General features: G+C 48.3%; 23 protein-coding genes. 5 read left to right on the top strand and 18 right to left on the bottom strand.

What is annotated here, in order from left to right; translation table 11 throughout:
• Positions 1–38 precede the first annotated feature (38 nt).
• Both ACN9MT_RS05935 and trhA read right to left on the bottom strand, forming a co-directional pair.
• Positions 39–1,763 carry a M3 family oligoendopeptidase gene (locus ACN9MT_RS05935; protein ID WP_426272955.1) on the bottom strand — a complete coding sequence of 575 codons (1,725 nt, stop codon included), beginning with the start codon at positions 1,761–1,763 and terminating at the stop codon, positions 39–41.
• Between the two features lie 121 nt (positions 1,764–1,884).
• On the bottom strand, positions 1,885–2,532 hold the full coding sequence (gene trhA, locus ACN9MT_RS05930; protein WP_035408614.1) for a PAQR family membrane homeostasis protein TrhA: 648 nt from the start codon (positions 2,530–2,532) through the stop codon (positions 1,885–1,887).
• Positions 2,533–2,644: 112 nt separating this feature from the next.
• On the opposite strand from trhA, the gene ACN9MT_RS05925 reads away from it, so the two are divergent.
• Both ACN9MT_RS05925 and ACN9MT_RS05920 read left to right on the top strand, forming a co-directional pair.
• Positions 2,645–3,160 (top strand): DUF1836 domain-containing protein, encoded by a 516-nt coding sequence (locus tag ACN9MT_RS05925; RefSeq protein WP_035408615.1) that lies wholly within the window; start codon positions 2,645–2,647, stop codon positions 3,158–3,160.
• A gap of 54 nt (positions 3,161–3,214) precedes the next feature.
• On the top strand, positions 3,215–4,180 hold the full coding sequence (locus ACN9MT_RS05920) for a DUF4003 family protein (RefSeq protein WP_426272954.1): 966 nt from the start codon (positions 3,215–3,217) through the stop codon (positions 4,178–4,180).
• An 83-nt stretch (positions 4,181–4,263) separates the two neighbouring features.
• Here ACN9MT_RS05920 and ACN9MT_RS05915 read toward each other — a convergent pair whose 3' ends face one another.
• From ACN9MT_RS05915 to ACN9MT_RS05900, 4 genes are all read right to left on the bottom strand, one after another.
• The gene (locus ACN9MT_RS05915; RefSeq protein ID WP_035408622.1) at positions 4,264–4,533 is read right to left on the bottom strand and encodes a hypothetical protein; all 270 of its coding nucleotides are present in this window, start codon (positions 4,531–4,533) and stop codon (positions 4,264–4,266) included.
• Between the two features lie 61 nt (positions 4,534–4,594).
• Positions 4,595–6,349: an EAL domain-containing protein gene (locus ACN9MT_RS05910; RefSeq protein ID WP_426272953.1), complete on the bottom strand. Its 1,755-nt coding sequence runs from the start codon at positions 6,347–6,349 to the stop codon at positions 4,595–4,597.
• A gap of 32 nt (positions 6,350–6,381) precedes the next feature.
• Positions 6,382–8,016 carry a sensor histidine kinase gene (locus ACN9MT_RS05905; RefSeq protein WP_231496873.1) on the bottom strand — a complete coding sequence of 545 codons (1,635 nt, stop codon included), beginning with the start codon at positions 8,014–8,016 and terminating at the stop codon, positions 6,382–6,384.
• 83 nt (positions 8,017–8,099) lie between these two features.
• Positions 8,100–8,531, bottom strand: coding sequence for a YaiI/YqxD family protein (locus ACN9MT_RS05900; RefSeq protein ID WP_426272952.1), 432 nt, complete (start codon positions 8,529–8,531; stop codon positions 8,100–8,102).
• Between the two features lie 124 nt (positions 8,532–8,655).
• Between ACN9MT_RS05900 and ACN9MT_RS05895 the strand changes: the two genes are divergently transcribed.
• Complete coding sequence (locus ACN9MT_RS05895) at positions 8,656–10,401, top strand: ABC transporter ATP-binding protein (protein ID WP_426272951.1); 1,746 nt, start codon at positions 8,656–8,658, stop codon at positions 10,399–10,401.
• Positions 10,398–11,279: an NAD(P)-dependent oxidoreductase gene (locus ACN9MT_RS05890; RefSeq protein ID WP_214857215.1), complete on the top strand. Its 882-nt coding sequence runs from the start codon at positions 10,398–10,400 to the stop codon at positions 11,277–11,279. The genes ACN9MT_RS05895 and ACN9MT_RS05890 overlap by 4 nt, the downstream gene beginning before the upstream one ends.
• Before the next feature lie 52 nt (positions 11,280–11,331).
• On the opposite strand, the gene ACN9MT_RS05885 is transcribed toward ACN9MT_RS05890, so the two are convergent.
• The 10 genes from ACN9MT_RS05885 to acnA all read right to left on the bottom strand — a co-directional run bounded on the left by ACN9MT_RS05885 (position 11,332) and on the right by acnA (position 22,637).
• Positions 11,332–11,961 carry a DUF975 family protein gene (locus ACN9MT_RS05885; protein WP_368915243.1) on the bottom strand — a complete coding sequence of 210 codons (630 nt, stop codon included), beginning with the start codon at positions 11,959–11,961 and terminating at the stop codon, positions 11,332–11,334.
• A gap of 186 nt (positions 11,962–12,147) precedes the next feature.
• Positions 12,148–12,810 (bottom strand): copper homeostasis protein CutC, encoded by a 663-nt coding sequence (locus tag ACN9MT_RS05880; RefSeq protein ID WP_290749373.1) that lies wholly within the window; start codon positions 12,808–12,810, stop codon positions 12,148–12,150.
• 25 nt (positions 12,811–12,835) lie between these two features.
• Entirely contained in the window at positions 12,836–13,600 is a 765-nt protein-coding gene (locus ACN9MT_RS05875) for a DeoR/GlpR family DNA-binding transcription regulator (RefSeq protein WP_056060593.1), read from the bottom strand.
• Between the two features lie 192 nt (positions 13,601–13,792).
• Entirely contained in the window at positions 13,793–14,407 is a 615-nt protein-coding gene (gene plsY / locus ACN9MT_RS05870) for a glycerol-3-phosphate 1-O-acyltransferase PlsY (protein ID WP_035408639.1), read from the bottom strand.
• 17 nt (positions 14,408–14,424) lie between these two features.
• Positions 14,425–15,483: a D-alanyl-D-alanine carboxypeptidase family protein gene (locus tag ACN9MT_RS05865; RefSeq protein ID WP_426272950.1), complete on the bottom strand. Its 1,059-nt coding sequence runs from the start codon at positions 15,481–15,483 to the stop codon at positions 14,425–14,427.
• A 237-nt stretch (positions 15,484–15,720) separates the two neighbouring features.
• On the bottom strand, positions 15,721–16,158 hold the full coding sequence (locus tag ACN9MT_RS05860; protein WP_426272949.1) for an acyl-CoA thioesterase: 438 nt from the start codon (positions 16,156–16,158) through the stop codon (positions 15,721–15,723).
• 12 nt (positions 16,159–16,170) lie between these two features.
• Positions 16,171–18,414, bottom strand: coding sequence for an AAA family ATPase (locus ACN9MT_RS05855; RefSeq protein ID WP_035408647.1), 2,244 nt, complete (start codon positions 18,412–18,414; stop codon positions 16,171–16,173).
• A gap of 76 nt (positions 18,415–18,490) precedes the next feature.
• A complete protein-coding gene (locus tag ACN9MT_RS05850; protein ID WP_426272948.1) occupies positions 18,491–19,198 on the bottom strand; it encodes a hypothetical protein in 708 nt (235 codons plus the stop codon).
• Positions 19,199–19,388: 190 nt separating this feature from the next.
• On the bottom strand, positions 19,389–19,853 hold the full coding sequence (locus ACN9MT_RS05845) for a DUF3939 domain-containing protein (RefSeq protein ID WP_035408653.1): 465 nt from the start codon (positions 19,851–19,853) through the stop codon (positions 19,389–19,391).
• A gap of 57 nt (positions 19,854–19,910) precedes the next feature.
• A complete protein-coding gene (gene acnA / locus ACN9MT_RS05840) occupies positions 19,911–22,637 on the bottom strand; it encodes an aconitate hydratase AcnA (RefSeq protein ID WP_426272947.1) in 2,727 nt (908 codons plus the stop codon).
• Positions 22,638–22,894: 257 nt separating this feature from the next.
• Here acnA and ACN9MT_RS05835 point away from each other — a divergent pair, with 257 nt between their 5' ends.
• A complete protein-coding gene (locus ACN9MT_RS05835; protein WP_035408657.1) occupies positions 22,895–23,389 on the top strand; it encodes a hypothetical protein in 495 nt (164 codons plus the stop codon).
• 33 nt (positions 23,390–23,422) lie between these two features.
• Here ACN9MT_RS05835 and ACN9MT_RS05830 read toward each other — a convergent pair whose 3' ends face one another.
• Positions 23,423–24,025, bottom strand: coding sequence for a hypothetical protein (locus ACN9MT_RS05830; RefSeq protein WP_035408660.1), 603 nt, complete (start codon positions 24,023–24,025; stop codon positions 23,423–23,425).
• A gap of 33 nt (positions 24,026–24,058) precedes the next feature.
• Positions 24,059–25,243 (bottom strand): RtcB family protein, encoded by a 1,185-nt coding sequence (locus ACN9MT_RS05825; protein ID WP_426272946.1) that lies wholly within the window; start codon positions 25,241–25,243, stop codon positions 24,059–24,061.
• Positions 25,244–25,246 lie beyond the last annotated feature (3 nt).

Genomic DNA, 25,246 nt, shown 5'->3' with positions numbered 1-25,246 from the left:
ATCCCTCCCTACATTTCTGTTCCCGTTTCGATTCGTCTTCAATCGACGGAGAGAGAGGATTCCGTTAACGTCAGATACTGCTCAATCGCCTGGACGAGCGGTTGCTGAGCTTCGACCCAAAACGCGATAGATGTTGGATCGGCGTCGAGGTGACGTTTAACGATTTCATCGATCGTCGCTTGACCGGAATCGTGCATGACGGCATCAAAAACTGTCGAAAATTGACTCGGATCCGCTTGAACCGTCTGATAAAGACTATTGCTAAGCAGATAACCGATCGTATACGGAATGTTGTAGAACGCAAGGTTCGGATTAAACAGATGACTGATGTACATCCATTTGTAGCGCGCTGGTTCAGGCAGCACTGGACCATAAGCTAAGCGCTCTTCCTCTTGTAAGAGTTCACTCAACCTTTCAGCATTGATCGTACCATGCTGACGTTCCGCATAAAAACGTTGCTCGAAACGGAACATTCCGGGAACGATGCTGGCATATTTCAGCCCCTCTCGAATCTTGACCTCTAGGAGAGCAAGTACTTCCTCGCGCTCCGTCGTCTCTTTGATCGCAGCATCGAGGACGAGATTCTCCATGAATGTTGAAGCCGTCTCCGCGATACTCGTTCCTTTGACTTGGCTTAAATACGGTTCATCTTGCAGAACATAATTATGATAGGCATGACCGAATTCATGAGCAAGTGTCGCGACGTCTGGATAACTGTCACGGTACGTCATGAAAATCCGGCTCTCTTTTGCAATCGGAAAGGCAGCGCAGAATCCGCCTTCCGCTTTTCCGGGACGATTCTCCGCATCGACCCATCCCTTGTTAAACACGTTTTCAGCAAAAGCACCGAGCTGTGGATTCAAATGTTTGAATTGTTTGCTTACGATTGCCTGTGCCGTCTCAAACGGAACATGCCGCGCGGAACGATACGTATTCGTCTCAAAATCATGCCATTCTCCCGTCACCCGCTCTGCCTGGACAATCTTGCGGGCATAATAGGCGTGAAAGAGGTCGCGGTGCTGATCGAGTGCTTCGATCATCGCTTTTAAGCTCGCTTCTGAGATCCGGTTCTGCTCAAGCAACTCTGTCAATGGTTGCTCCCAGTTCCGCATCTTGTAGGATTGCAATCTGAAGCCGGAGATCCGGTTCAAGATCGTCGCAAACAAATCAGCTTCTTTGGCACAAGCGGCGTCAACTGCAGTTGCTGCCGCTAGACGAGCCGAACGATCAGGCGCGAACATCGCTTCATGCAATCCTTGACCGATCGTGACCTGATTTCCGTTCAAGTCGACCCGTAACGCCATGAAGCGCTGATCGTAGAGTTGTCCCCAGCCCTGGAATCCATCCACACCGAGATCCTGTAACAATTGTTCTTGAATCAGTGGTGCACGACGGGACTGGATGTCACGGCGTTCGTTTAAGAAAAAGGCGTACGGTGAATCCGTAACGAGCGCTTCCCACTCTTCTTGAGACAGTGCTGCGATCTTTGTATCGAGTGCTGCCACTTCACTGCGTACCATCGCTTGGACGACTTCGATCTCTTCAAGCAATGGATGGACTTCAACACGCGTGACATCTTCAGCGTACAGGCAATAAATGAAGTCGCTCCATTCCTCGACGTCGCGCGCGACTTGCTGATAACGCTCGACCTGTTCTGCCACATCAATCGGCCGATTCGACAATGCTGTTTGTATGGAAGCGATGCCTGCTTTGACGTCATCAATCGTATAGAGTGTTTCTAATTGCCATCGTGTGTGTTGCATGTGATTTCCCCCTCTTCGTGATCTTTCCGTTCTTTCATTCGTGAGGACACTCGACTTCTCCTGTATTTTCCATATAGATACAAAAAAAACTCCTTCAGTCATTGACTAAAGGAGGACATCATCACAACACGAAGAAGTAGACACATAGGAAATGCGCTAGACTACCGAGTAGTACGAAGATGTGGAAGATTTCATGGAATCCGAGATGTTTAAACGATAAGACACGCGGCTTGAATCCATAGATGATGCCACCGATCGTATAGAAGATACCACCAAGGAACAATAGACCGATGCCGAGCGGTGATAAGACTTGCGCGAGTGGTGTGATCGCAAACACCATGATCCAGCCCATTCCGATGTAGAGCGTCGTCGATAACCAGCGTGGACTGTTGAACCAGACTAATTTGAAGGTAATTCCGGAAACAGCAATCAACATGACGATGCTAAACAAGACCCAACCCGTCGGACCATTCAGACTGACAAGACAAAACGGTGCGTAGGAACCGGCAATCAACAAATAAATCATCGAGTGATCCAATCGTCGCCAGATCGCAATCGCCCGGTCGCTCGCAAGGACCATATGATACGTTGCCGAAACAGCATAGAGTGCCATCATGCTGACCCCAAAAATAATCGCTGCGACGATGGCGAGTGATGCTCCGCGTTCTAATGATGCTTTAATGACGAGTGCGAGTAATCCGACAAAAGCAAAGACAGCCCCTCCCAAATGTGTTAATCCATTAATCGGTTCTCTCATATAAGCTTTCACTTTTGTTCCTCCCCTGATATGTAGTTTTGAATACTACATGGCGTTATATACATATTCTATCATATGATGAAGAAGTAGAAAGTCCTATTTTAACGATTTTGGAGGTTTTTTTATGACACGTTCTGACGACACGAGACATGATCGTCAATTACAGCTCGCAGATATCCCGAACATTGATCTTTATATGGATCAAGTCATCCAACTGTTTGAGCGAACATTCGAGGAAACGACGCGGAATGCGGATGAGACAATCCTGACGAAGACGATGATCAACAATTATGCCAAAAAAAAATTATTTTTTCCGGTTACGAATAAAAAGTATACGAAGGAGCACTTGATTTTAATTAGCTTGATTTATCAGTTGAAAAGTTCGTTTTCGATTAACGATATCAAGACGATCCTAACGCCCTTGAACGAAGGCATCGAACAGAATCAACTCGATCTGGAAGACTTTTATCGCACTTACCTTGAACTGACAGAACGAAATACAGCCCGTTTCATCACCGAACAAGATGCTCTTACCGCCTCGACGACCGATCCACTGGAACAGATTTTAGCGCTGGCTCATATGAGTAATCTGTACCGGCGTGCAGCGGAACAATTGATCGATACCCAACTAAAAAAATAAGATAACGCTTTCACTGCGTGATACACTATAAGAAAAAACAGAGGAGGAACAGTCATGGAGATGGCGACGACTTTCTTGCGACAACTGGATCATATCGCACCAGAATTCAGAACGTATCAGGACGGTATTCTCATCGAATTGGCATTTGACCGGACGATCGGAACGGAGCAGGTATCCGCAAGCACGTTACTTGAGACAGCAGACGATTTAACGACACGATTGCGCACGCAAACTACGCAGGCTTTGCTGCTCGCTTCAAAAATCCATGCTTTTGACGCCCATGCACCGAGCCGCATCGCTGAGATGATGTCGCTTCACGGCTATTTTAAATCCCATCGTTTGTCGCATCCCCTGAATGCCTACTCCACTGCGCTGTTCATTAGTCGTATTTCTCCACAAGACACGGTACTCGAGCGGACCGTTCAGTTATACACTCTTCTTAAAAAACAGCATCGTTTCATCGTATCACCGCTGTTGACCTCCTTCGTCTATTTTCACGCTGCGACACGCGGTGATTTAGACGAACTCGCTTCGCGTATTGAAGCAGTCTATCAACGACTGAAACGACGTTTCGGTCGCGCTCAACAGACGTATATCGTCGCCTTGTTATTCTCTTTATTACCAGAGGACGATTGGGATCGTTATATCGCGCAATTGGAGTCGTCCCGTAAATTACATCGTAAGCATCATGTCCCGCTGTCATTCCACGGAATGCTTGCACTACTCGGCGACCCCAACATTCATGCTTCGGCACTCCAACAGATGGCAGAGACGTTACGCTCCGATTTACGTTTTAAGTACCGGAGGGACTTGGTCTATTTGACGGCGATCCGATTATACTTGAGTCAACAAACGATCCTGCAACAACTCTTCCCATCTTCGATTCTTCCGCCGAATAGCGCCGATGCGACTCCGTTCTTGCTCTTCCCTGTTGATTTGACCGATACGTCACATGCGACAGATGGCGGAATTGACGGTGGATTCGATGGTGGAAGTGATGGCGGTGGGAGTGGCGAGTAACCGTTTAAAAATAATACATTAAAAAGGGCAATCGACGTGTGGCATTTCTGCCGGACATCGATTGCCCTTTATTTTAGTCATTCTTAACCTTGTTGGTTCTCTTCATCGGATGGCTCGACATCGCCATCTTCATCAGAAGCATGCGACAAATCGGGTGCCTCTTCACTTGAAGCTTCGTCATCTGGTCGTTCTGTTTTCTCAGCTTCTTGATCTTGATGCTTCGTTTCTTTTTCATCCTTCGATTTTTCCGGAACCTCCGTATTGTCTTGCGGGTCACGTCCGGCAATCTCATCCTTCGTCATCCGGTTTCCTGAAGTAATCGGGTCCGTCTCTTTATCATGTTGATCAGCCATTTGGCATCCCCCTTAAAATGTACTTGTTCCACATTTTAATGTATTCCCGACTGAAGAACGGTTAAACCTCAGCACGCCCTCGAACGATGTCCTCGATGAGTAATTGTTCAATCGGCTGAGGGTGATGGACCTCGTAGCCTTGCATATAAAGTTGCTCATCCAACACTTGAATCTGTTGCAATTGCGACGCGGTCTCGACTTCCTGAATCACGAGCGCGATGTTTAACGTCGACGTCAAGGAATGAACAGAGCGAATCATCGAACGCTCTAACTGATTTTGCACGAGTCGACGTGTAAAGATTGGATCGAGCTTTACTGCTTGGACTGGTAAACGCAATAACGAATTAAGTGACGCGTAGTGACTACCGAAATGATCGACCGTCAGACGGTAGCCTGCTTGGCGCAGCTGCTCCAAACGTTTGATTGCAAAACGACGACGCGTCTGCAATACTTCCTCCCGGATTTCAAGAATGAGTCGTTCGCCCGGGAAATACGATTCTTCTGTCAGTCTCAGTAATTCTGAAAAGAGTTGATCCGACTCGAACTGACTTGCCGATAGATTGACGGCGACGGAAATCTTACGTCCAAATGTCTCCTCCAAGCGCCGTTGATCCAGGATCGCCTGACAGATCGTAAATCGACCGATGTCTGGGAAAATCTCCATCTTCTCGGCAATCGGAATAAAATCCGTCGGACTGACGAACCCAAGCACAGGATGATTCCAGCGTAGAAGCACTTCGACCGCGACGTAGCGTTCTTGTTTCGCATCAACGATCCATTGATAGTAGAGCTCGAATTGTCCCCGTTCTAGTGCATGCGAAAGCTCTGATTCAAGAACTGATGCAAATGGATGCTGTTCCGCATTCCGATTTGGATTAACAAATGAGGTTCGCTGTTTCCCCTCGTGTTTGACTTGTTGCATCAAGGCTTCTGCTGCGTAGATTTGTGTCTGGCGACTTGCCATATCACCGGTCAGAAGACTGACGCCAGATGATGCCGTCACCTGAATCGGTTCGGCTGCAACACCAACGATCGGTTGCTCAATCGCTTCCGTGACGATGCGAGCGTAATCTTCCGCATATTGTTCGAATTCCTGTTCCTGTTCAAGTGCTGCTAAGACGACGAATTCATTCCCATCCATTCGACCGACGACATGATTCGGTAAAGGAACATATTTCAGCCGATTCGCGATTTCGCGTAGAACTTCGTTCCCTGCCCGGTACCCATGCGTCGCATTAATCGCATGGAAACGGTCGAGGTTCAACACCATTAAGAAAGCAGGATGAATCGTCACACTCGAGATCAGTCGATTCATGTATCGTTCGTTATAGACATCTGTTAGCGCATCCTTGATGACATACGTTTCGACGTTGATCGATTTACTAATAATATCCGCATACCGCTCGACGAGTGCGATATCCTGCTCCTTGAAGTCGAATGGTTGATCATCAAAGGCACATAATGTCCCGATTTTTTCATTTTCCGCATTTTTGATCGCTACTCCTAAAAAGCTACCGTTCCCAAGAGCTTTCGTGACCGGATGATTGACGGTCAATGGATCGTTGAGCAATTCATTGATCGAGACCTTCCCGTCCATCTCATCGACGACCAGCTTACAGAGGACATGTTGGAAGACATGGGTCGAGCCTTCTTCGATCAACTGACGTTCTTGATTGATTGCTTTGACGACAAAGTTGCTGTATGAGTCGTTCAATGCAAAAAATAACGTATTGACGCCAATTCGTTCACTCAGCTTTTCAAGAATTTCCTCAACGAGTGGATGTAATGCTTCATAACGAATATGTGAGTTATTCACCGTGTCTTCCTCCTTTCTGAGTCTGTCGTCGGTCATACGCCGATCGGAAGTTGAATGATGAAGGTACTGCCTTCCCCTTCCGTCGATTGGACGGAGATTGCTCCGCCATGATCGAGGACGATCATCCGACAAATCGCGAGTCCTAAGCCCGTTCCGCCAATTTTGCGCGTATCCGAGTTATCTGCTCGGTAAAACTTATCAAAGATGTAAGGGAGCGCTTTTTCTGGAATACCAAGCCCTTCATCTGAAATCTCAATTCGTAATTGATCTGACTGATTTGATCCTTTGATCCGAATCGCGCCGCCTTCGGGCGAATATTTAATCGCGTTCATGATCAAGTTCGTAAACAGTTGTTTCATCTTCTCACTGCTGGCTGAAATCGTATAGGATCCCGGACTAAATTGGACACTGATGCGATGTGCGCGACTCGCAAGATCGAACATCGGCTTCATCTCGAACATCAATTGTTTTAAATCAAGTAATTCTTTTTGTGTTCCGTGTGTCGAGTCTTCTCCTTTTTGAATTTCCAAGATGTCATTGATCAATTCCGCCAATCGAACGGTTTCTGAATGAATCGTCTGCAAATAGCGTTTCTGCCGCTTCGGATCGACTTCTCGTTTCATCAATAACTCCGTGAAGCCCATGATCGAAGAAAGCGGTGTCCGCAACTCGTGCGAAACGATCGAGACGAACTCTGCCTGCTTAAGGTCGAGCTCCTTGTCTTTCGTCACGTCACGTAAGACAAGCATCATCCCCCATTCAACGTTCGCAATCGCAATCCGTTCAGCATAGGCACTGAGCAACAAGTTCCCCCTGAATGCCGATAACTCGATCGTTTCTCCCGGAATATCCCCGTTCATCAGTTGACCGATGTAATCATGAAGTGCTTCCGGCTGATCGACATGTTCAAACAGCGACGTCGCCCGTTCATACGCGTGACGGAACCCTTGCGCCTGATTGACGAGCTTTGGTGGAAACATGTTCAATAAGGCTTGGTTCGCATAAATCTGCTCCCCGCTACTCTCGATATATAGGACAGCTTCCCGAATCGAATCAAGTAGCTGATACGTCTTGATTTTTTCATGCTCCATTTGATGGAACAGGAGATGGCGTTCAAGCGTCATCCCAAGTTTTCGTGATAGATCAAGTAAATCCCCGACTTGTTCTAAATTGAACTGGGCGAAGGCATGGCGGATGTATAGCAGTCCGACGACTTGTCCGTTGCTTGGAGACTGCACGGGAATTGCTGACTCGAACTGGTCGCCGAGTGGCAATTGGACCGATTTACGCATGACGAATGCGCGACGCAAGACCGAATATTGATCGAGATCTTTTTCGATCAGCTCCATATCGTCGATCCCTTGTGCGACGAAATGATTTAACTGCTCCCGCCGGTACAAGAGGATAGCTCCTTCTTCTACCTCGAGCAGTTGCAACAAGATCATCAAGACAGTCTCACAGGCTGCTTCAACATTTTGTGTCGCCAACGCTTCCATGATTTCATTGCGTTGCTTCAATTTCACTTCGACGTTTCGTAAATTCTGTTGTAATCGATTGATTTCACGTTGATCGAGTGATGTGAATCGTGCCTCAGTTGATGCCGGAACCGTTCCTTGGCGCAATCGGTAAGGGCGATCCTTCGAGTGGTCGCGTAAAATTCGTTTCAACGTGTATCCTCCTTTCTGAATTCATTCATGCTTCAAATTATATCACGGTCCGTACCGTATCAACAGTTCCAGCACTGTCTTCCTTACATGCTGGTTTGCACTAATGTACGAAATGATTCTTCAAAGGAACGGTCCGCATCACGCGTCCGTTTTTTCGGTCCCTTCGTACGCCCGCCTGCTCGTCGGATTTGTTGTCCGACATGGCGAGTGTGGAGCAATAAATCGATATTATCGTTCGTGAACTGGCGACCATTTTGATCAACTGCGAGTCCCCCTCGCGCTAAGACGAGTGCTGCCAGACCAAAATCCTGGGTCACAACGAGATCGCCACGTTTCATCCGATTGACGATCGCATAGTCGACGGCATCTGGTCCTTGTCCGACGGTAATCGTCGTCGCTCCTTCTCGGATCATCTGGTGTGCCGTATCACAAACTAAAAAGACGTCACGTCCCTGTCGGTGTCGAATGACAAGATCGACAACGGGACATCCGTCCGCATCTACGAAAATAGACATTTAAATCCTCCCTTATTGTTTCCACTATCAGTGTCACAAATCGAAAGATTTTTTGTCAAGTCGCGCTTCCCATTTGACCGTCTCTTCGTTCTTCCGGACAATAGAAAAGAGAGGATGTGTTGAAATGAACGCTGCGACGTTCCAATCTTTTTACCTGTTATTGAAAAAAACGAAACCACCGGTCGGTTTATTATCTGCCGCCGTTTCCGTCTCCGTCATCCAAGCGCTGGCTGCGCTCGCCATTCCTTGGTTCTTAAAGACGTTGATTGATGGTTTTACTGTCGATCGACTGACACCACAATTGATCAGTCTATTTGTGATCGTTTTCCTCGTCCAAGTCGTCGCGAACGCTTTATCGATCTATTGGTTACAGATCGTCGGTCAACGGATCGTCGCCAATTTACGAACGCTTCTATGGAAGCATCTATTGACGCTATCGATTCCGTTCTATGATGAGACAAAATCCGGTGAGCTCGTCTCACGACTCAATAGTGACGCAACGACACTTCAGCAATTGCTATCGGAACAACTCGTCCGTTTGCTGACGTCACTCGTCTCAATCATCGGAGCAATCACGATCCTATTCTTCCTCGATTGGCAAATGACGCTCGTCATGGTCATCGCTGTCCCCGTGACCTTGTTGATCATCATTCCGCTCGTCCGCAAATTACACAAGATTTCTCGTGAGACTCAGAAGGAACTTGCAGGATTATCCGGTTTTTTTGCCGAGATGCTCGGTGAGGTCCGACTCGTCAAATCACAAGCAACAGAAGACTATGAGCTGGGACGAGGAAAAACGCGGATTGAGAACTTATACGGATATGGTGTGAAGGAAGGACGAATTCAAGCCCTCTTGTTGCCGATCTTTAACGTCACTCTAACGACGATGCTGATCTTGATCATCGGTTTTGGTGCCTACCGCGTTGCGACGAACCAGATCACGGCGGGTGAACTCGTCGCCTTTTCGCTCTATTTGTTCCAAATCATGACACCGCTCGTGACGATGACTGAATTCATCACGAAGTTACAGAAAGCACGCGGTGCGACAGAGCGAATCATCGAGCTTCTCGATGAATCACCGGAAGCACCTGGAACGCTTGTAGCATCTCGTCCGTTTACGGACGTGACGGTCGAACACCTGTCATTTGGATACAATGAGACGTCGATCTTACAGAATGTCAGCTTTACGTTACCACGCGGCAAGACGACAGCAATCGTCGGTCCGAGTGGCTCCGGTAAAACGACATTATTTGCGTTACTTGAGCGATTTTATCAACCGACGTCAGGACAAATCTGTCTCGGAGAACAACCCATTTCTGATTTGACGTTATCGTCTTGGCGACAGGCAATCGGATATGTCGCGCAGGATTCCCCCGTCTTATCAGGAACGATTCGTGACAATCTCGTCTACGGTCTGACAGATGACATCAGTGAAGACAAAATCTGTGCGGCTGCACGGATGGCGAATGCCGATACGTTTATCGAACGATTCCCGGAAGGTTATGCGACTGAGATTGGAGAACGGGGTGTCAAGCTGTCTGGTGGTCAACGCCAACGAATTGCGATTGCACGTGCACTCCTCCGTGATCCGGAAATTCTGTTGCTTGACGAAGCGACATCCAGTCTCGACTCCGAGTCGGAACGTGTCGTTCAAGAAGCACTCGAGCGATTAATGGTCGGACGGACAACGTTTGTCATCGCCCATCGTCTCGCGACGGTCCGTCATGCCGATCAAATCATCGTTCTTGAAGATGGTCAGATTTCAGGTATCGGGACACATGATCGACTTGTCGTCGACAATCCATTGTATAATAAGCTCGTAACGCAACAATTCATCGGCACGGAACGTGCAAGGGGGAATCACGTATGAAGACAGTCGGTTTCATCGGATTAGGTGTCATGGGACAAGGCATGGTCCGCAATCTGCGTAAGGCAGGTTTTACAGTCAAAGGATACAATCGTACGAAAGAGAAAGGACTCGTCCTTGAAGCAGATGGTGTCGAAATCGTCGATACGATTCAAGATGTCGTCACGGATGTCGACGTCGTCATCTCGATCGTCGGTTATCCGCAAGACGTCGAGCAGATCTACTTCGAAGACGGCATACTCGATCATGCGACACCAGGAACGATTCTGATTGATATGACGACGTCTAGTCCGGCTCTTGCTGAACGAATCGCGCAGGAAGCGACAGCACGCGGTCTTCAGGCACTTGACGCACCTGTCACGGGCGGTGATCTCGGTGCGAAGAACGGAACACTCGCGATTCTCGTCGGTGGTGAAGAAGCGGCTTTCGCACAAGCGAAGCCATTATTCGAGGCGATGGGGAAATCGATTTCACTCTTCGGTGGTCCTGGTAAAGGACAATCGGCGAAGCTCGCGAACCAAATCGCAATCGCCGGATCGATGATTGGAACAGCGGAGATGTTGTTGTTCGTCACACGATCCGGAATCGATCCGACACAGTTCATCGAGACGATCAAATCTGGTTCTGCCGGTAGCTGGAGTCTTGAGAACTTGATTCCGCGCGTCATCGCCGAAAACTACTCACCTGGTTTCTTCGTCAAACACTTCATCAAGGATATGCGCCTTGCCCTCGAACGCGGCGCTGAGATGGGTATCGCGACACCTGGTCTCGCACTCACGAAAGACTTATACGAACAACTTGCTGAGCTGGGTCACGCCGATTCCGGTACACAAGCGCTTTATCTATTGCTTGCTGAGCGTTCACGCGCTTCCGTAGAATAAGCAAAAGCCTGTACGCTACGTCTACTGACGTAATGTACAGGCTTTTTTACGTTCATCCCTTAACGGAACGTGTTGGTTTCAAGCGTTCATAGAAGTGTGCCATCGTCGTATCGAAGTATGGCGTCAAGAAGATGACACCCACTGTACTGAGTAGTGCGAGGATCCCCCAGCCGATGAAACTCAAGTAAAGCATGATCAGTTCACGCTTATGCCCTTTCATCATCCGGCGGCTTTCACCAAGTACTTGCCAAAACGATAATTCCGGTCGATCGACTAAAATATACGGAACGAGACGATATGCTAGGTAAAAGTATAGTGCCGGTAAGATCAAAAATGATCCAACATAGACCAATACCGTTACGATCGCATATGCGGCAATTGTCCGGAAGGCACGTCGAAGCGAAGAGAACCCTTCGAACAGTGTTCCGATTCCGGCAGACTCCCCGCGGGTGAAACGTAAGTAAGCAATCGTTCGACCAACTGTCACTGGAGCCAGGACGATCGTGACGACCATGTTCAGTGCGATGAATCGAACCATACTATCAATGTCATCTTGATCAAATGACATCCGGCTTGCAGCGAGCGCAAAAATAAGGAAGTAGATGATCGAGATGCTTAATCCGACCAACCATTGTCCTTTTAACGTACCAAGAGCAGCTTGTTTCAATTGTTTAGGGTTCATGTCGTACTCCTTTATATCCACTATTTCCACTTTTGATTTTAGCCCAGTTCCTTTGAAAAACCTAGTTCTCCCACTCTGCTTTTCATCTGCTTGAAGCGAATCGTCGAAAAGTCGTCACGAGCGCATGAAAAAAATCCATTTCCCTCATCTCAACAGATCAGAAAAATGGATTGATTCACTCGATGATCATCCTAGGAGTCGTGTCAACGCCTCAACGCGTTCTTTTTGAATGGCACCGTCTTGTAAGACCGCCGATCCTACATGCAGTTCGGACGCCTTCGTTGCTTCAAGAAGTGCCTCTGCATTTTCAAGTGTGATGCCGGATCCTGGTAAGATGATCAAGTCCGGATAGTCTGCAATCAAACGTGCGATTGTCTCTTTACCTTCTAGTGCCGTCGCTTGACCACCTGACGTCAAGATCCGGTCGACTTCCGGAAAATCAGCGAGTACTTCTGCCGCTTCAAGAATATCACGACTACTGTCGATTGCTCGGTGGAACGTCAATGACAGTTCCCCTTTATGTTTGATGATGCGACCGAGGAAACCTTCGTCGACACGACCGTCTGCTGTCAATGAGCCGACGACGATCCCGGCTGCACCGAGTTCACGGATCAAGTCAATATCCGTGATGATTGTCTCCTCATCTGATTTCGAATAGACGAACGACTTACTATGTGGTCGCACGAGGACGTGAACCGGAATCTCGACCGTCGAGACGACTTGACGGATCAGTCCGTAGCTCGGCGTCAATCCCCCTTCGGATAATGCGGAAACGAGCTCGATCCGGTCCGCTCCGGCTTGTTCTGCTGCGACCGCTTCTTCTACGGTCGATGCGATGATTTCTAACATGATACATCCCTCCCGCATCAGTGTATCATGAGACGACCATCCAGTTCACGCGTTCGTTGAACAGTTTCATCTCCCATGATGGCGGATAGGAAGCTGGACTGAGGACGATTTTCGCGCGCCGGAACTCTGCCACTTTATATTTTCGGTTTCCTTGGAACTCGTCATTGGCTAAGAAGGCGTAGACATCTTTTGTGCAACTAATGACCGCTTTTTGGATAAGTGACGATTCGATATCATCACTGACGAAGCCTCGCTCAATCTCAGCACCATCAAACGATAGGAAACAGGCATCAAAAGCATAGGCATCCAGCGCTTGCAATACCTCGACCCCGACCGTCTGTCCGTATGCATCGACTGTTCCGCCTAACAATCGAATTTCCCCAGTGAACGGTCCCGTCTTACGGCACTGCTCCAAGTGACTGGCGACGATCAGTGAATTCGTGACAATCGTCGCGTTTCCCGTTAAATAAGGTAACAAATGCTCGACCGGTTCTCCCCGTCCGAGAAAGATACAGGAATAGTCACTGAGCCACCCTTTCGCATAGCGCGCTAAACGGCGGGACAGCTGATCCGTTCGCCGTGAGATCGGCGTCTCCCGTTTTCCTCCTTGATAGATAGCACCGCCATAGACACGCTTCAATTGACGTTCGCGTTCCAACTCCTCTAAGTAGCGTCGTACCGTTTCTCCCGAGACATCGAGACGTTCGATCAAATCCTTCGTCATGACTTTCCCTTCCTCTTCCAGCCATTCCATGATGCGTGATTTCCGCTCTTCTCCTAACAACGACACGTGCGCTTCCCCCTTTACAGACCAGTTCTAGTTCTAGTGTAGCGAACGTCTGTAAAGGTCTTGTAAATCCGATGTAAATAAACGTGTAGTTCCTATGAAATGTCGTTGAATTCGTCCGTTATCCGACTCTTTCATCAAACGAAAGACGCGCCTGCCTCTCAATGAGTGAGATGCAGACGCGTCATTAGTCGTTCATTCAGATGATTTCTTTGCAAAGAGTGGAATCTTAGACTCTGTTCCTTGGCGAATCCGTTGGATGTTATCACGGTGCTTGAAGATGACGAACAACGCAAGAACCGTAAAGAAGGTCGGAACGATCCAATCGTTCGTCAAGACGCCGATCGTGATCGACACGACAATCCCGACACTTGCTGCGACGATCGAACTGAGCGAGACCATCCGGCTCAGGCGAAGTGTCGTCAAAAAGGATACGAGCAGAAAGATGAAGAGAATCGGACTCGTCACGAGCAACATCCCACCAGACGTCGCGACTGCCTTTCCGCCCTTGAACTTTGCGAAAATCGGATAGATATGACCGACGACAGCCGCTAATCCAGCAAACAGCGGATGCACATCCGCGCCCATCAAGATCGGAACAAGGCTCGCGACGGCTCCTTTTCCAAGATCACCGATCAAGACGATGATTCCTGCCTTTTTCCCCAAGACACGGAACGTATTCGTCGTTCCGAGATTCCCGCTACCTTGTTGACGAATATCGATTCCGTGTCCCCATTTCCCGACAAGTAATGCGAACGGAATCGAACCAAGCAGATAGCCAAGAACCAAAATCCCTATGATTTCAATCATAGTCAACCTCCAACCTCTTAGTGACCGACTTTCATATATTCCTCAAGAGTCTGTCCGTTATTTTTAATTTGTGTCGCGACATCGACTCCGACATAACGAATGTGCCATGGCTCATACGTATAACCCGTCCGCGACTGGAAACCACGGTCGTAACGAACGATGAAGCCGAACTTCGCTGCGTTATTCGCAATCCATTTTCCTTCTTTCGTATCACCAAGAGCGGCTGTTAATCCATTACCTACACTTGGTGCCGAAATATCAAAAGTGAGACCTGTCTGGTGTTCACTGTGACCAGGGCGTGCTGAATATTGATCAGCAGCTGCCTTGCCGTCACGTGCGACATAATTATTATACAATACTTTTTGACGTGCGCCGGAACGGAATCCGCTGACAGCGTTCAATGTCACGCCTTCTTTTTTAGCAGCAGCGAACATCTTTTCCATCTGTTTCGCAGCTGGTGCTCGCATGTAGCTTTGTTCAAGTACACCCGAATAGGAGAAGTTGACGTTTGGAACGACGAGATCCGACGGCTTGTAGTCGATTGGCAAGCTATACTTCTTGTTGACGACGACGAGCATTCCAAGCGAAAGATCGGCTTTGGCATCTGCTGATTTATCGACGTCTGGCGTCTCATCTTCTGGTTTCGATGGTTTTTCCTGCTCTGGATCCTGAGACGAACTATCCGGTTTATCCGTCGATTCGTCCTTTTTGTCTTCTGTTTTGTTCTCTGCTGCAGGTGTATCCTCTTTCTTTTCTGTTTCATCCTTCGTTGCCTCATCCGAAGATCCTTGGTCCTCTTGTGTCGTCTCATCGGATGATTTGTCTTCAGATGACTTGTCTTCTTGTTTTGCACCTTCTGACGTATCGTCTTTCGTTGTTTCATCTGTTTTGTCTGTTTTGTTTGTTTCTTCTTTGTTCGTGTCTTTTGCTGTGTCTTCTTTTTTCGTTTCGTCTTTTGATTGTGTTGTCTCATCTGATTTCTGTTCAGTTTTCGTCGTATCGTCCGCTTGTTGATCTCCAGGATTACATCCTGCAAGGAGAAGCGCTAACGTACTAACGGTTACGATTTTTTTCATGAGTAAGACCCCTCTTCTTTTTATGCTTCTCTATGTTACCGCTAATTGTTCCATCCGTCGAGCCTACTTCCAACAGATGGACTAAGACCCTACCTTACTTCAGCTTCTTTATTTTCGCAAATGATTCTGACTTTGTCATCGGTCGTTAGTACCAAGTGCTAAATTTTACTGTTCAGGGTGCAAATAAAAAAAGCGGAACCGATTCAATAAAATCGATCCCGCTATTGTTGTACGTCTTCACGCTTCCGTTAAGAGTGCTGCGTCCGTCTCACTCATCTTCTCGTAGATATCGTGCCAGTTTGGGAACACCTTCGGCAAACGAATCGGTCGGAAGTTTTCCTTCTTGACGACGACATGTGTCGTCTTTGCCGATACCGCAAGTTTTCCGTCTGGATGCTTGACGGTATAACCATAAATCGTCCGTAAGCCATCGTAATGATCAATCCAGACCGTGACGACCGCCGTATCACCGTACGTCAACGAGCGCTTATAATCGAGATTGACATTCGTAACCGGGGAGACATAACCCGCATCTTCCATCTCCTTGTAATTAAGACCCAAGGACTGGATTAATTCTGTCCGTGCCATTTCCAGATAGACGAGATAGTTCGAATGATAGACGATGCCCATCATGTCCGTCTCGGCGTACCGAACAGGTATTTCAATCGTATGCATGTAGCTTCCCCCTTAAAAATCCTCTTTTTCAAGATAGGACCATTCTGAACCGGATAAGCTAACTTTGTCAATTAATCGCATCGATTGTTTCGCGATCGCCTGTTCGACAATCGTGATCGCCGCCCGTGCGTTTCCGTTCGGAACGACATCGATTTTCTCGGTAAGCGTCTGTCGCGCGTCCTCCGTCAGCTCATATCCGAATCGTGCCGCATATCCTTCAATGATTTGAATCAACTCGTCTGGCGAATAATTGGGGAAGTGGAACGACCGCTTGAAGCGCGACTTCAATCCCGGATTACTCGCGAGCAAGGCGTTCATTTGTTGCTCGTAACCAGCAAGAACAACAACGAGATTGTCTTGATGTTTCGTCATCTCATCCACAAGCGTATCGATGGCTTCCTTCCCAAAGTCATTCGCTCCACCGTTTAACGCATAGGCTTCATCAATGAATAAGACACCACCCAGCGCGTCTCGAATCGCGTCGCGTGTCTTTTGCGCGGTCTGTCCGACATATCCGGAGACGAGGTCAGCTCGGCTGACGACTTTCAAGTGTCCGCGTTTTAAATAGCCGCATTGTCGTAACACATCGGCATAAAGCTGAGCGACAGTCGTCTTACCGGTTCCACTATTGCCGCTAAAGACCGCATGCAGTTCGACCGGTAATACCTTATAACCGGCTTCACGACGGCGTTTTTGCATTGATAATAAGGCTTCGATCTGTTTCAATTCATCCTTTAGATCAGACAATCCGACGAGCGAAGCGATCCGTTCTTCCACCGTCGCGTCCGGTTCTTGCACCATCTCGAAATCTTCTTGTTCGAGTAAGGCAAAGTCTTCGTGACTGGCACTCTCTCCAAGGCTTGCTCCCTTCTTGAAGATCGCATCAAGCACGATATTGCGAACCGCCCGTCCGTTTCCGAAACTCGCGTCGACGCGCTCCCGCTCGAGCCGACCGAGCAACGCCCGCTCTGCTTGTTCCGTCAAGACGTAATCATTTGCCGTCGCAATCGAGCGTCCGATCGCGAGCAGCTCTTGATCCGTATAGTCTGCAAGCAGATAATGATTCGATTCCGGGAAACGGCTTCGTAGTCCGGGATTTGCCTTCAGGAAATCACGCATCTCTTCCGGATAACCAGCGAGGACGACTGCAAACCGTCCCGCATATTCCCCACTCGTCATCGCAGCGACGAGCGTATCGATCGCTGCCTGCCCATAGTCGTTCCCACTTTGTCCGGCACGCTTTAAGGCGTAGGCTTCATCGATGAAGAGTACACCTCCGACAGCTTCCCGGACTTTGCTCATGACTTGTTCTTCCGTTTGTCCGACGAAGGCACCGACGAGCGACGAACGATCCGTCTCGACGACTTCTGGTCGTTCGAGTAGTCCGAGTTCATGGTAGATCTTCGCCATCAAACGGGCAAGCGTCGTTTTCCCGGTCCCCGGGTTCCCCATGAAGATCATGTGTAGCGATGGTTGATCACTTGAACGATAGCCGTCTTCCGACCGTTTTTGTTGGTACTTCAAAAAACGATACATGTGGTGGACCCGTTGTTTAATGTCTTCGAGACCAATCATCGCGTCGAGTTCCTCGAGTGCTGATCGTTCAACTTGTTTGCTTTCGACGGGAAGTAAGGCAACGACACGCTTAAGATCCTGAATCGTCGTCGCCTTCAATTCCGTCATCTCACGGAACGCTTCTCGGGAATAGAAGCGTTCTTGTAAGCTATCGACGAATGTCTGCGCCGTCTGCTCGAGCGTTGCACTCGAACGTAGCAATGCCGTTCCAGCATCGAACAGTTCCGTCCAGCGTTCGGCATCTAGCCGACGAAGTCGTTCTGTCAGTTCGACGATTTGATCCGTCTCCTCGACGATTTGGCTCGCTTGGAGAATCAGTTCCTTTGTCGCAGATCGTTTTGCGTTTGCATTGTCCGTCTCACGAATCGTCGGGAACGTATGCGCGACGAGACGCTGATACGTACTTTGTAGTTGTTGCTCCGTTAATAACTGCTCAAGACGTGCTGGCAAGCGACCATGCTGACGGATTTCTTGCATCCAGCTCTCAGCTAAGGCGTCCAGTCGTCCTGTCATGATATAGCGATGCTCGACAAGTAACGCTAAGATACGGACGAGTGCTTCCGTTTCTCCAAGTAGCCGACTACTTTGGGCATAACGTAGCGCAAGCACCTCCTCAACTTTCGCGCCCTCTTCCCACGCCTTGATTTGATTGAACATCTCCTCTTTCGAGAATGCTTCCATGTTGAACCTCCTGCGTCTCGAAAAAACCGACTTTGTCCGCTACCGTTTCGTAGCGTCATCGCCGGTCGTTTCTTGTTTATTTTGCTTTTAGCCATTCCTTATCGAACGTATCAATTGTCTCAAAACTCTTCATCTTGACAGAGTAGAACAATTTACCATTATTGCGTGATTCGGCACCGAGGACTTTCGAACGATCAGATGCGACATAATACGTCGCTTGTTCCTGGTTGTTTTCTTTATCGAAGATCGATGGATACTGTTTGATCCATTCTTCAGGAACCGTGCTCGATGGTTCTTTTTTCACGTAAACGTCCGCAGCCATCCCTGCAATGTCTGCTTCTCCCTCGACTTGTCCAAAGTCCCCTTTTTTAATGAAGGCGAGAATCTGTTCATTGAATCCACGAGAGAGGAATGGACGCGGCGCACTGACGCTTTTGCCTGCTTTCGTCTCATTGACTAACTTCCCTGTCGCATCATACTCACGGAACATTGTGCCGTTCCAGATCGCAAGCGATCCTTTTGACGGTCCGTCTACGACTTCTGTCCGAAAATGCCCTTTGTCGTCAAACACGACTTCATATGTCCGGGCTTCGAGCTCATCTTTTTTCGATGCGAGTTTCTTCTCGACATATTGAATGCGTGTCATCGTATAAAACGGTTTGACCGTTGCGGCTTTTTCATCGCTTGCGGTCTGCGTCTTGTTCAAGAGATAAAAATTGTAGGCAAGGAGGATCGCCATTGCCACGATTGCTACTGCAATCCACGTGCTCGTTCGTTTCGTCATGCCATGTACACCTTCCTAGCTCAAGTCTCTATTCCCTATCATCGTATCGGTTTTAAAGGGGAAATACAAAGGGTTTGTCCAAGATTTCACGATTTCTGAGTAAATTCGTCAGACTTTTGAACAAATCAGAAAACGTTCAGGACGACAGAAAAAGGCGAACCGAATGAATCCGGTCCACCCTTAATTACGTTTACGCTTCCTTCGGCGTCAGCGAGACGATCATCGACTCATCGACCAAGTAATAACTATGATGTGGCATTTCACGTAAATAGCCATCCTGAAACAACATCGCACAGTCGACTTGAAACGTTTTACTATACGGTTTCAAAGGAAGTTTTTTCACCCGGTCAAAATAGCGATCGACAGCAACCTGGACATGATCCATCTCATAGACAAGTTCCCGGTCTTTTGCTTCCATGATGGTGAATGTCTCACGCGACATGTAAAACACTTGTGTCGAGCGTGCTTTCAAATACGGCTCCAGCTGTTTCAGGTCGATCCGCTGCTCATTATCTAGAAGCACTGTCCGATTCGTCCCTTTCGGTAGTTCAGATTCAAACGCATGCGTCGCTTGTTTGACTTCATCAAGCGTCACGTCACGCATCGGCAACGGTCGGTCTTCCTTCGGTTGAAACCACTTCTTGAATCGATTCATCGAATTCCTCCTCTCGTCAAAAAAAGGTGGGGTTTCCCCCACCTTTGATTAGACAACTTATGCTTGTTGGAGACGCTCACGAAGGACCATTGGTAAGATCCCGCCGTGACGATAGTAATCGATGTCGACTTCTGAGTCGAAACGAGCAATCGCTTCGAATTCAGTGACTTTTCCATCTGCCGCTGTTGCCGTGACTTTAACGATGTCACGTGGACGAACAGACTCATCGATTGCGATACTGATCGCTTCTTCACCTGTTAAACCAAGTGTTTCAGCTGTTGTGCCTGCCACGTATTGAAGTGGAAGAACACCCATCATGACGAGGTTTGAACGGTGAATCCGCTCGAAGCTCTCCGCGATGACGGCTTTGACGCCGAGTAAGTTCGTTCCTTTTGCTGCCCAGTCACGTGAAGAACCCATACCGTAGTCTTTACCAGCGAGGATGACGAGACCTGTACCATCTTCTTTGTACTTCATCGCAGCATCGTACATAGCCATCGTTTCGCCTGTTGGCCAGTACGTCGTGAAGCCACCTTCTGTACCTGGTGCTACTTGGTTACGGATCCGGATGTTCGCGAACGTTCCGCGCATCATGATTTCGTGGTTACCACGACGTGAACCGTACGAGTTGAAGTCTTTTGGTGCAACCCCTTTGTTGACGAGGTATTGACCGGCTGGTGTCGTTTTCGAGAATGAACCAGCTGGTGAGATGTGGTCCGTCGTGACTGAATCAGCGAACTTACCGAAGACACGGAGTCCGTTGAGTGCTTCGACATGACCCGCTTCCTTCGCGAGGTTCTCGAAGAACGGTGGGTTTTGGATGTACGTCGACTCACCGTCGAAGTCATACTGATCGCCTGTTGGCACGTCAAGGTTGTTCCAGCGTTCGTTTCCTGTGAAGACTGAATCGTATTCTGCACGGAAGCTTTCTGGTGTGACGACCGTGTTGATGATCGTTTGAATCTCATCACGTGAAGGCCAGATGTCAGCGAAGAAGACTTCTTGTCCGTCTTTGCCTGTCCCGAGTGACGCGTTCATGATATCGACGTCGACTGTTCCTGCAAGTGCATACGCGACGACGAGTGGCGGTGAAGCCAAGTAGTTCGCTTTGACGAGCGGGTGGACACGACCCTCGAAGTTACGGTTTCCTGAGAGGACAGACGAAACGAGCAAGTCTGAACCGAGGATCGCATCTTCAACAGCGCGGTCAAGTGGACCCGAGTTACCGATACATGTCGTACAGCCGTAACCGACTGTGTTGAAGCCGAGTTCGTCGAGATACGTTTGGAGTCCTGATTTCTCGAGGTAATCCGTAACGACCTTCGATCCTGGCGCAAGCGATGTTTTGACGTATTTCGGAACTGAAAGACCGAGTTCGATCGCTTTTTTCGCGACGAGTCCCGCACCAATCATGACGTATGGGTTTGATGTGTTCGTACAGCTCGTGATCGCAGCGATTGCGACGTCCCCCGTACGCATTTCAACTGCTTCGTCTTCGAACTGAACGACAGCGACTTTGTTCGCTTCTTCTTCCGCTAAGCCGAATCCAGCGTTTCCTTGTGGAGCCGTCAACGCTTTTTTGAATGATGTATGGACATCCGTCAAATCAATCCGGTCTTGTGGACGTTTTGGTCCAGCAAGCGCAGGAACAATCGTTGAAAGATCGAGTTCGACCGTTTTCGTGAACGTTGGATCTTCGTTTTGTGGCGTGTAGAACAAACCGTTTGCTTTCGAATAGTTCTCGACTTTTTCGATCAATGCTTCATCGCGACCTGTCAAACGAAGGTACGTCAATGTCTCTGTATCGACTGGGAAGAATCCACATGTTGCACCGTATTCTGGCGCCATGTTTGCGATTGTTGCCCGGTCAGAAAGTGACATCAAGTGGAGTGATGGACCGAAGAACTCGACGAATTTACCGACGACATTCTCTTGACGGAGCATTTCCGTTACACGAAGGGCAACGTCTGTTGCTGTCGTTCCTGGGTGCATCTCACCTGTGATGCGTACACCGATGACTTCAGGTACTGGGAAGAATGACGGCTGTCCGAGCATGCCCGCTTCCGCTTCGATCCCACCGACTCCCCAACCGAGGACGCCGAGACCGTTGATCATCGTCGTGTGTGAGTCCGTTCCGACGAGTGTATCCGGATAGACATCAACTGTACCGTCTGCTGTTTCCTTTTCAAGGACGACAGATGCCAAGTACTCGAGGTTAACTTGGTGGACGATCCCTGTTGCTGGTGGTACGGCACGGTAGTTATCGAATGCCGAAGTCGCCCAGCGAAGTAATTTGTAACGCTCTTCGTTACGTTCGAATTCGAGATCCATGTTTTCTGCAAGTGCTCCAGCAAAACCGTAGGCATCGACTTGAACCGAGTGGTCAACGACGAGGTCTACTGGTACTTCTGGGTTGATGACCGATGGGTCTCCACCGAGATCTTGCATCGCTTTACGAAGTGATGCGAGGTCAACGACCGTTGGAACACCTGTGAAGTCTTGAAGGATGACGCGTGACGGTTTGAACGGAACGTCGACATCATTCGAAACTTGAGCTGTTCCCCATTTCGCCAAGTTCTCGACGTGTTCACGTGTGATCGAACGACCATCTTGTTGACGAAGTACTGACTCGAGTAGGACACGAATCGAATATGGAAGGCGTTTGACTTCCGTCAATCCGAGTTCTTCCAATTTTTCAAGACTGTAGTACTGATAATTCTTACCGTTTGCTTCAAACGAACGGCGTGCGCCAAAGACATCTTGCGACACATCTGTTTGCTTCATGGTGATTCCCCCTTTAAGTGTTCACGACATCAAGCCCCTGATACCGCTTACTTGTACAGTTCTATCATAGTATAATATGGATTCCGTTACAATTTGAAAGAACAAAAGACTTTCGATAAGTTTTACTTATTGCCGATATTAGAAAATTATTCTGTTGTCCTGTTCTTGCCATATTTCCAGTCATGCGTTTCCATTTAGAATGTTCAGGGTACTTAAAAAGTGTAGTATGATATCCGATTCTTGTGGAGGCGTTTATTATGGCGAAATATAAAAGCGATGCAACGCACGTCATTACGACGATTATTTTCAATGATTTAGAAAAAGCGCAAACAGGCTTCGCGATGATCAAAGACCTCGAAGCGATCAAGGAAATCGACATGGACCAGATGGTTCTCGCCAAACGCGACGAAGCAGAGGGGTTCTCTTTCATCGATGCGATCGACTTCACGCAACAGGATCAATCGTTCAAAGGTTCATTGATCGGCATGGCGATCGGCGTCATCGGTGGTCCGTTCGGGATGCTCGTCGGTTCCGTCGCTGGCTACTTGATTGGTGCGAATCGGGATGAGAAAAACGAACGAGATTCGTTTGATTTGTTTAACCGGACACTGAATCAGATCAATCCTAATCATTACGGTGTCATCTTGATCAGTGAAGTCAACGAAGATTCAGAAGCCGTCAATGCGATTGCCGCTGAACTCGGAGCGACGATTCGCCGGACAGGTGAGACATTGCCGGATGGTGCCGTCTAATCAAATCAAAGTTGTCATCTTTACGTTCTCGTTTTAAACGGGAGCGTTTTTTAATTCGTGAATCACCTGTTTTGCTGCCTCCTGCGTCGTGTCAGGATCGACTTTATATAAAGCATTTTGTTGCACGGATATGAGGATGTTTTTGTAGCTGATGATGATAAGATCAGACTGATTCGATAGCTTTTGATTAAGCCCTTTGTAGCCATCACTTGATTGATACTGCATCACGTCATTGCCTATGTATCGATCTGTATAAGTAAAATGGATCGCTAACCGCGTATCTTGTTTTTGATTTTCAAAATAAAGTGTCTCTTGTGTCGACGGTGTGTCTATCGTTCCGTCAACGGTTAACCAACGTCTCTTCCCAAAACTCAATGATCGATCTACAGCCGTGAAATCTGAACCTATCGTACTTGCCTGCAACTGAAATTGATCCATCTTCAGGTGTTCATCCATATACTTGAACAGCTTTTCATACTGAACAGGATGTAAGATAGGATGTTTTGTCTTCTGATTCGTATGAGTAGTAGTTTTGACTTCTACTTTTTTCTGTTCCGTCGTGACCGCCTCATCCGTGCATCCTACACTTAAAAATACACTCGAAAATAGGATCGCCATGTTTCTCTTATAGCGCATACACTAACCTCCCCTTTTGAAAACACCCTGATATCACTTTGCCTTAAAGTTGTATAGCGGTTTAATGATCTCGACGACATCGACCGTTTCTTTCGTATTGCGAATGATTTCGTCCATCGGTTTATAGACGAAAGTCGACTCGTCACGCGTCGACGCGACGACAGAACTTGACCAGACATCGGTCATCGTCTTTTCGAATGCATCGAGTTCAACTGTTTTGAACGCTTTAGATCGTGACATGATGCGTCCTGCTCCGTGTGGCGCGGAATAATTCCAATCAGGGTTTCCTTTTCCGACGACGATCAAGGAGCCATCGCGCATGTTCATCGGAATGATTGCCCGCTCGCCGGCTTTCGCAGAGATGGCACCTTTTCTTAAAATCATCGCATCAAGATCAATGTAATTGTGGATCGTATCGAACTGATCCACTACCGTCCATCCCATCGCCTCGAAAATGACTTCGGTCATCGCTTGACGGTTTAATGCTGCGTATCGTTGGGCGATCTTAAGATCATGGAGGTAACGCTCCATCGTTTCTCCGGAAACAGATGCTAATTCTTTGTTAAACGTAGATCGTTTTTCCTTCAATTGCTGCAAGGTCGCCTGAATATCCGATTCGCGCCCCTGCTGCTTTAATTCCTCAATGATTTGACCCGCATCAAATTGGAAGCGTGCCGTCTCGGCTTCTGCCTGATAATGTTCAGCGATCGTCTTCCCAAGGTTGCGACTGCCGGAATGAATCACGAGATAGCGCTGTCCTGCTGCATCCTGGTTCAGTTCGATGAAATGATTCCCTCCACCGAGCGTCCCGATCGATAACCGTGCCCGTGTCTCGTTGAACGGTGCAAGTACTTGATCAAACGGTACCTGTTCTGACAATGGATGGGCTTGCTGACGCACCGACATGCCACTTGGAATGAGATGCTGGATCGTTGCGTCAAGCTCTGCAAAGTCGATTGGTCCCTGTCCAGCAAGTCGTGTACATAACATTCCGCAACCGATATCGACACCGACGAGATTCGGTACGACCTCGTCCGTCACATGCATCGTCGTTCCGATGACGGACCCTTTTCCAGCGTGACAATCCGGCATGATCCGAACGCGACTATCTGTCGCAAATTGTTCCTCCAACATGGCTGTTACTTGCTTAATCGTCAGTTCGTCGACGTTGTCCGTGAAAATCTTTGCTTCCCCATATGTGCCTTGAATCGTTTTCATTCG

This window comes from Exiguobacterium sp. R-17 (assembly GCF_049913315.1).
GTDB lineage: Bacteria > Bacillota > Bacilli > Exiguobacteriales > Exiguobacteriaceae > Exiguobacterium_A.
This window is presented reverse-complemented; position numbering and strand designations above follow the sequence as displayed.

Bases quoted from the DNA above. Each gene is read 5' to 3' on its own strand.
- ACN9MT_RS05925 (WP_035408615.1), top strand. From the start codon at position 2,645: ATGACACGTTCTGACGACACGAGACATGATCGTCAATTACAGCTCGCA.
- ACN9MT_RS05865 (WP_426272950.1), bottom strand. From the start codon at position 15,483: ATGAAAAAAATCGTAACCGTTAGTACGTTAGCGCTTCTCCTTGCAGGA.
- ACN9MT_RS05845 (WP_035408653.1), bottom strand. From the start codon at position 19,853: ATGAATCGATTCAAGAAGTGGTTTCAACCGAAGGAAGACCGACCGTTG.
- ACN9MT_RS05900 (WP_426272952.1), bottom strand. From the start codon at position 8,531: ATGTCTATTTTCGTAGATGCGGACGGATGTCCCGTTGTCGATCTTGTC.
- ACN9MT_RS05850 (WP_426272948.1), bottom strand. From the start codon at position 19,198: ATGACGAAACGAACGAGCACGTGGATTGCAGTAGCAATCGTGGCAATG.
- ACN9MT_RS05920 (WP_426272954.1), top strand. From the start codon at position 3,215: ATGGAGATGGCGACGACTTTCTTGCGACAACTGGATCATATCGCACCA.
- ACN9MT_RS05835 (WP_035408657.1), top strand. From the start codon at position 22,895: ATGGCGAAATATAAAAGCGATGCAACGCACGTCATTACGACGATTATT.
- acnA (WP_426272947.1), bottom strand. From the start codon at position 22,637: ATGAAGCAAACAGATGTGTCGCAAGATGTCTTTGGCGCACGCCGTTCG.
- ACN9MT_RS05895 (WP_426272951.1), top strand. From the start codon at position 8,656: ATGAACGCTGCGACGTTCCAATCTTTTTACCTGTTATTGAAAAAAACG.
- ACN9MT_RS05825 (WP_426272946.1), bottom strand. From the start codon at position 25,243: ATGAAAACGATTCAAGGCACATATGGGGAAGCAAAGATTTTCACGGAC.
- ACN9MT_RS05855 (WP_035408647.1), bottom strand. From the start codon at position 18,414: ATGGAAGCATTCTCGAAAGAGGAGATGTTCAATCAAATCAAGGCGTGG.
- ACN9MT_RS05885 (WP_368915243.1), bottom strand. From the start codon at position 11,961: ATGAACCCTAAACAATTGAAACAAGCTGCTCTTGGTACGTTAAAAGGA.
- plsY (WP_035408639.1), bottom strand. From the start codon at position 14,407: ATGATTGAAATCATAGGGATTTTGGTTCTTGGCTATCTGCTTGGTTCG.
- ACN9MT_RS05935 (WP_426272955.1), bottom strand. From the start codon at position 1,763: ATGCAACACACACGATGGCAATTAGAAACACTCTATACGATTGATGAC.
- ACN9MT_RS05860 (WP_426272949.1), bottom strand. From the start codon at position 16,158: ATGCATACGATTGAAATACCTGTTCGGTACGCCGAGACGGACATGATG.
- ACN9MT_RS05890 (WP_214857215.1), top strand. From the start codon at position 10,398: ATGAAGACAGTCGGTTTCATCGGATTAGGTGTCATGGGACAAGGCATG.
- ACN9MT_RS05830 (WP_035408660.1), bottom strand. From the start codon at position 24,025: ATGCGCTATAAGAGAAACATGGCGATCCTATTTTCGAGTGTATTTTTA.
- ACN9MT_RS05880 (WP_290749373.1), bottom strand. From the start codon at position 12,810: ATGTTAGAAATCATCGCATCGACCGTAGAAGAAGCGGTCGCAGCAGAA.
- ACN9MT_RS05915 (WP_035408622.1), bottom strand. From the start codon at position 4,533: ATGGCTGATCAACATGATAAAGAGACGGACCCGATTACTTCAGGAAAC.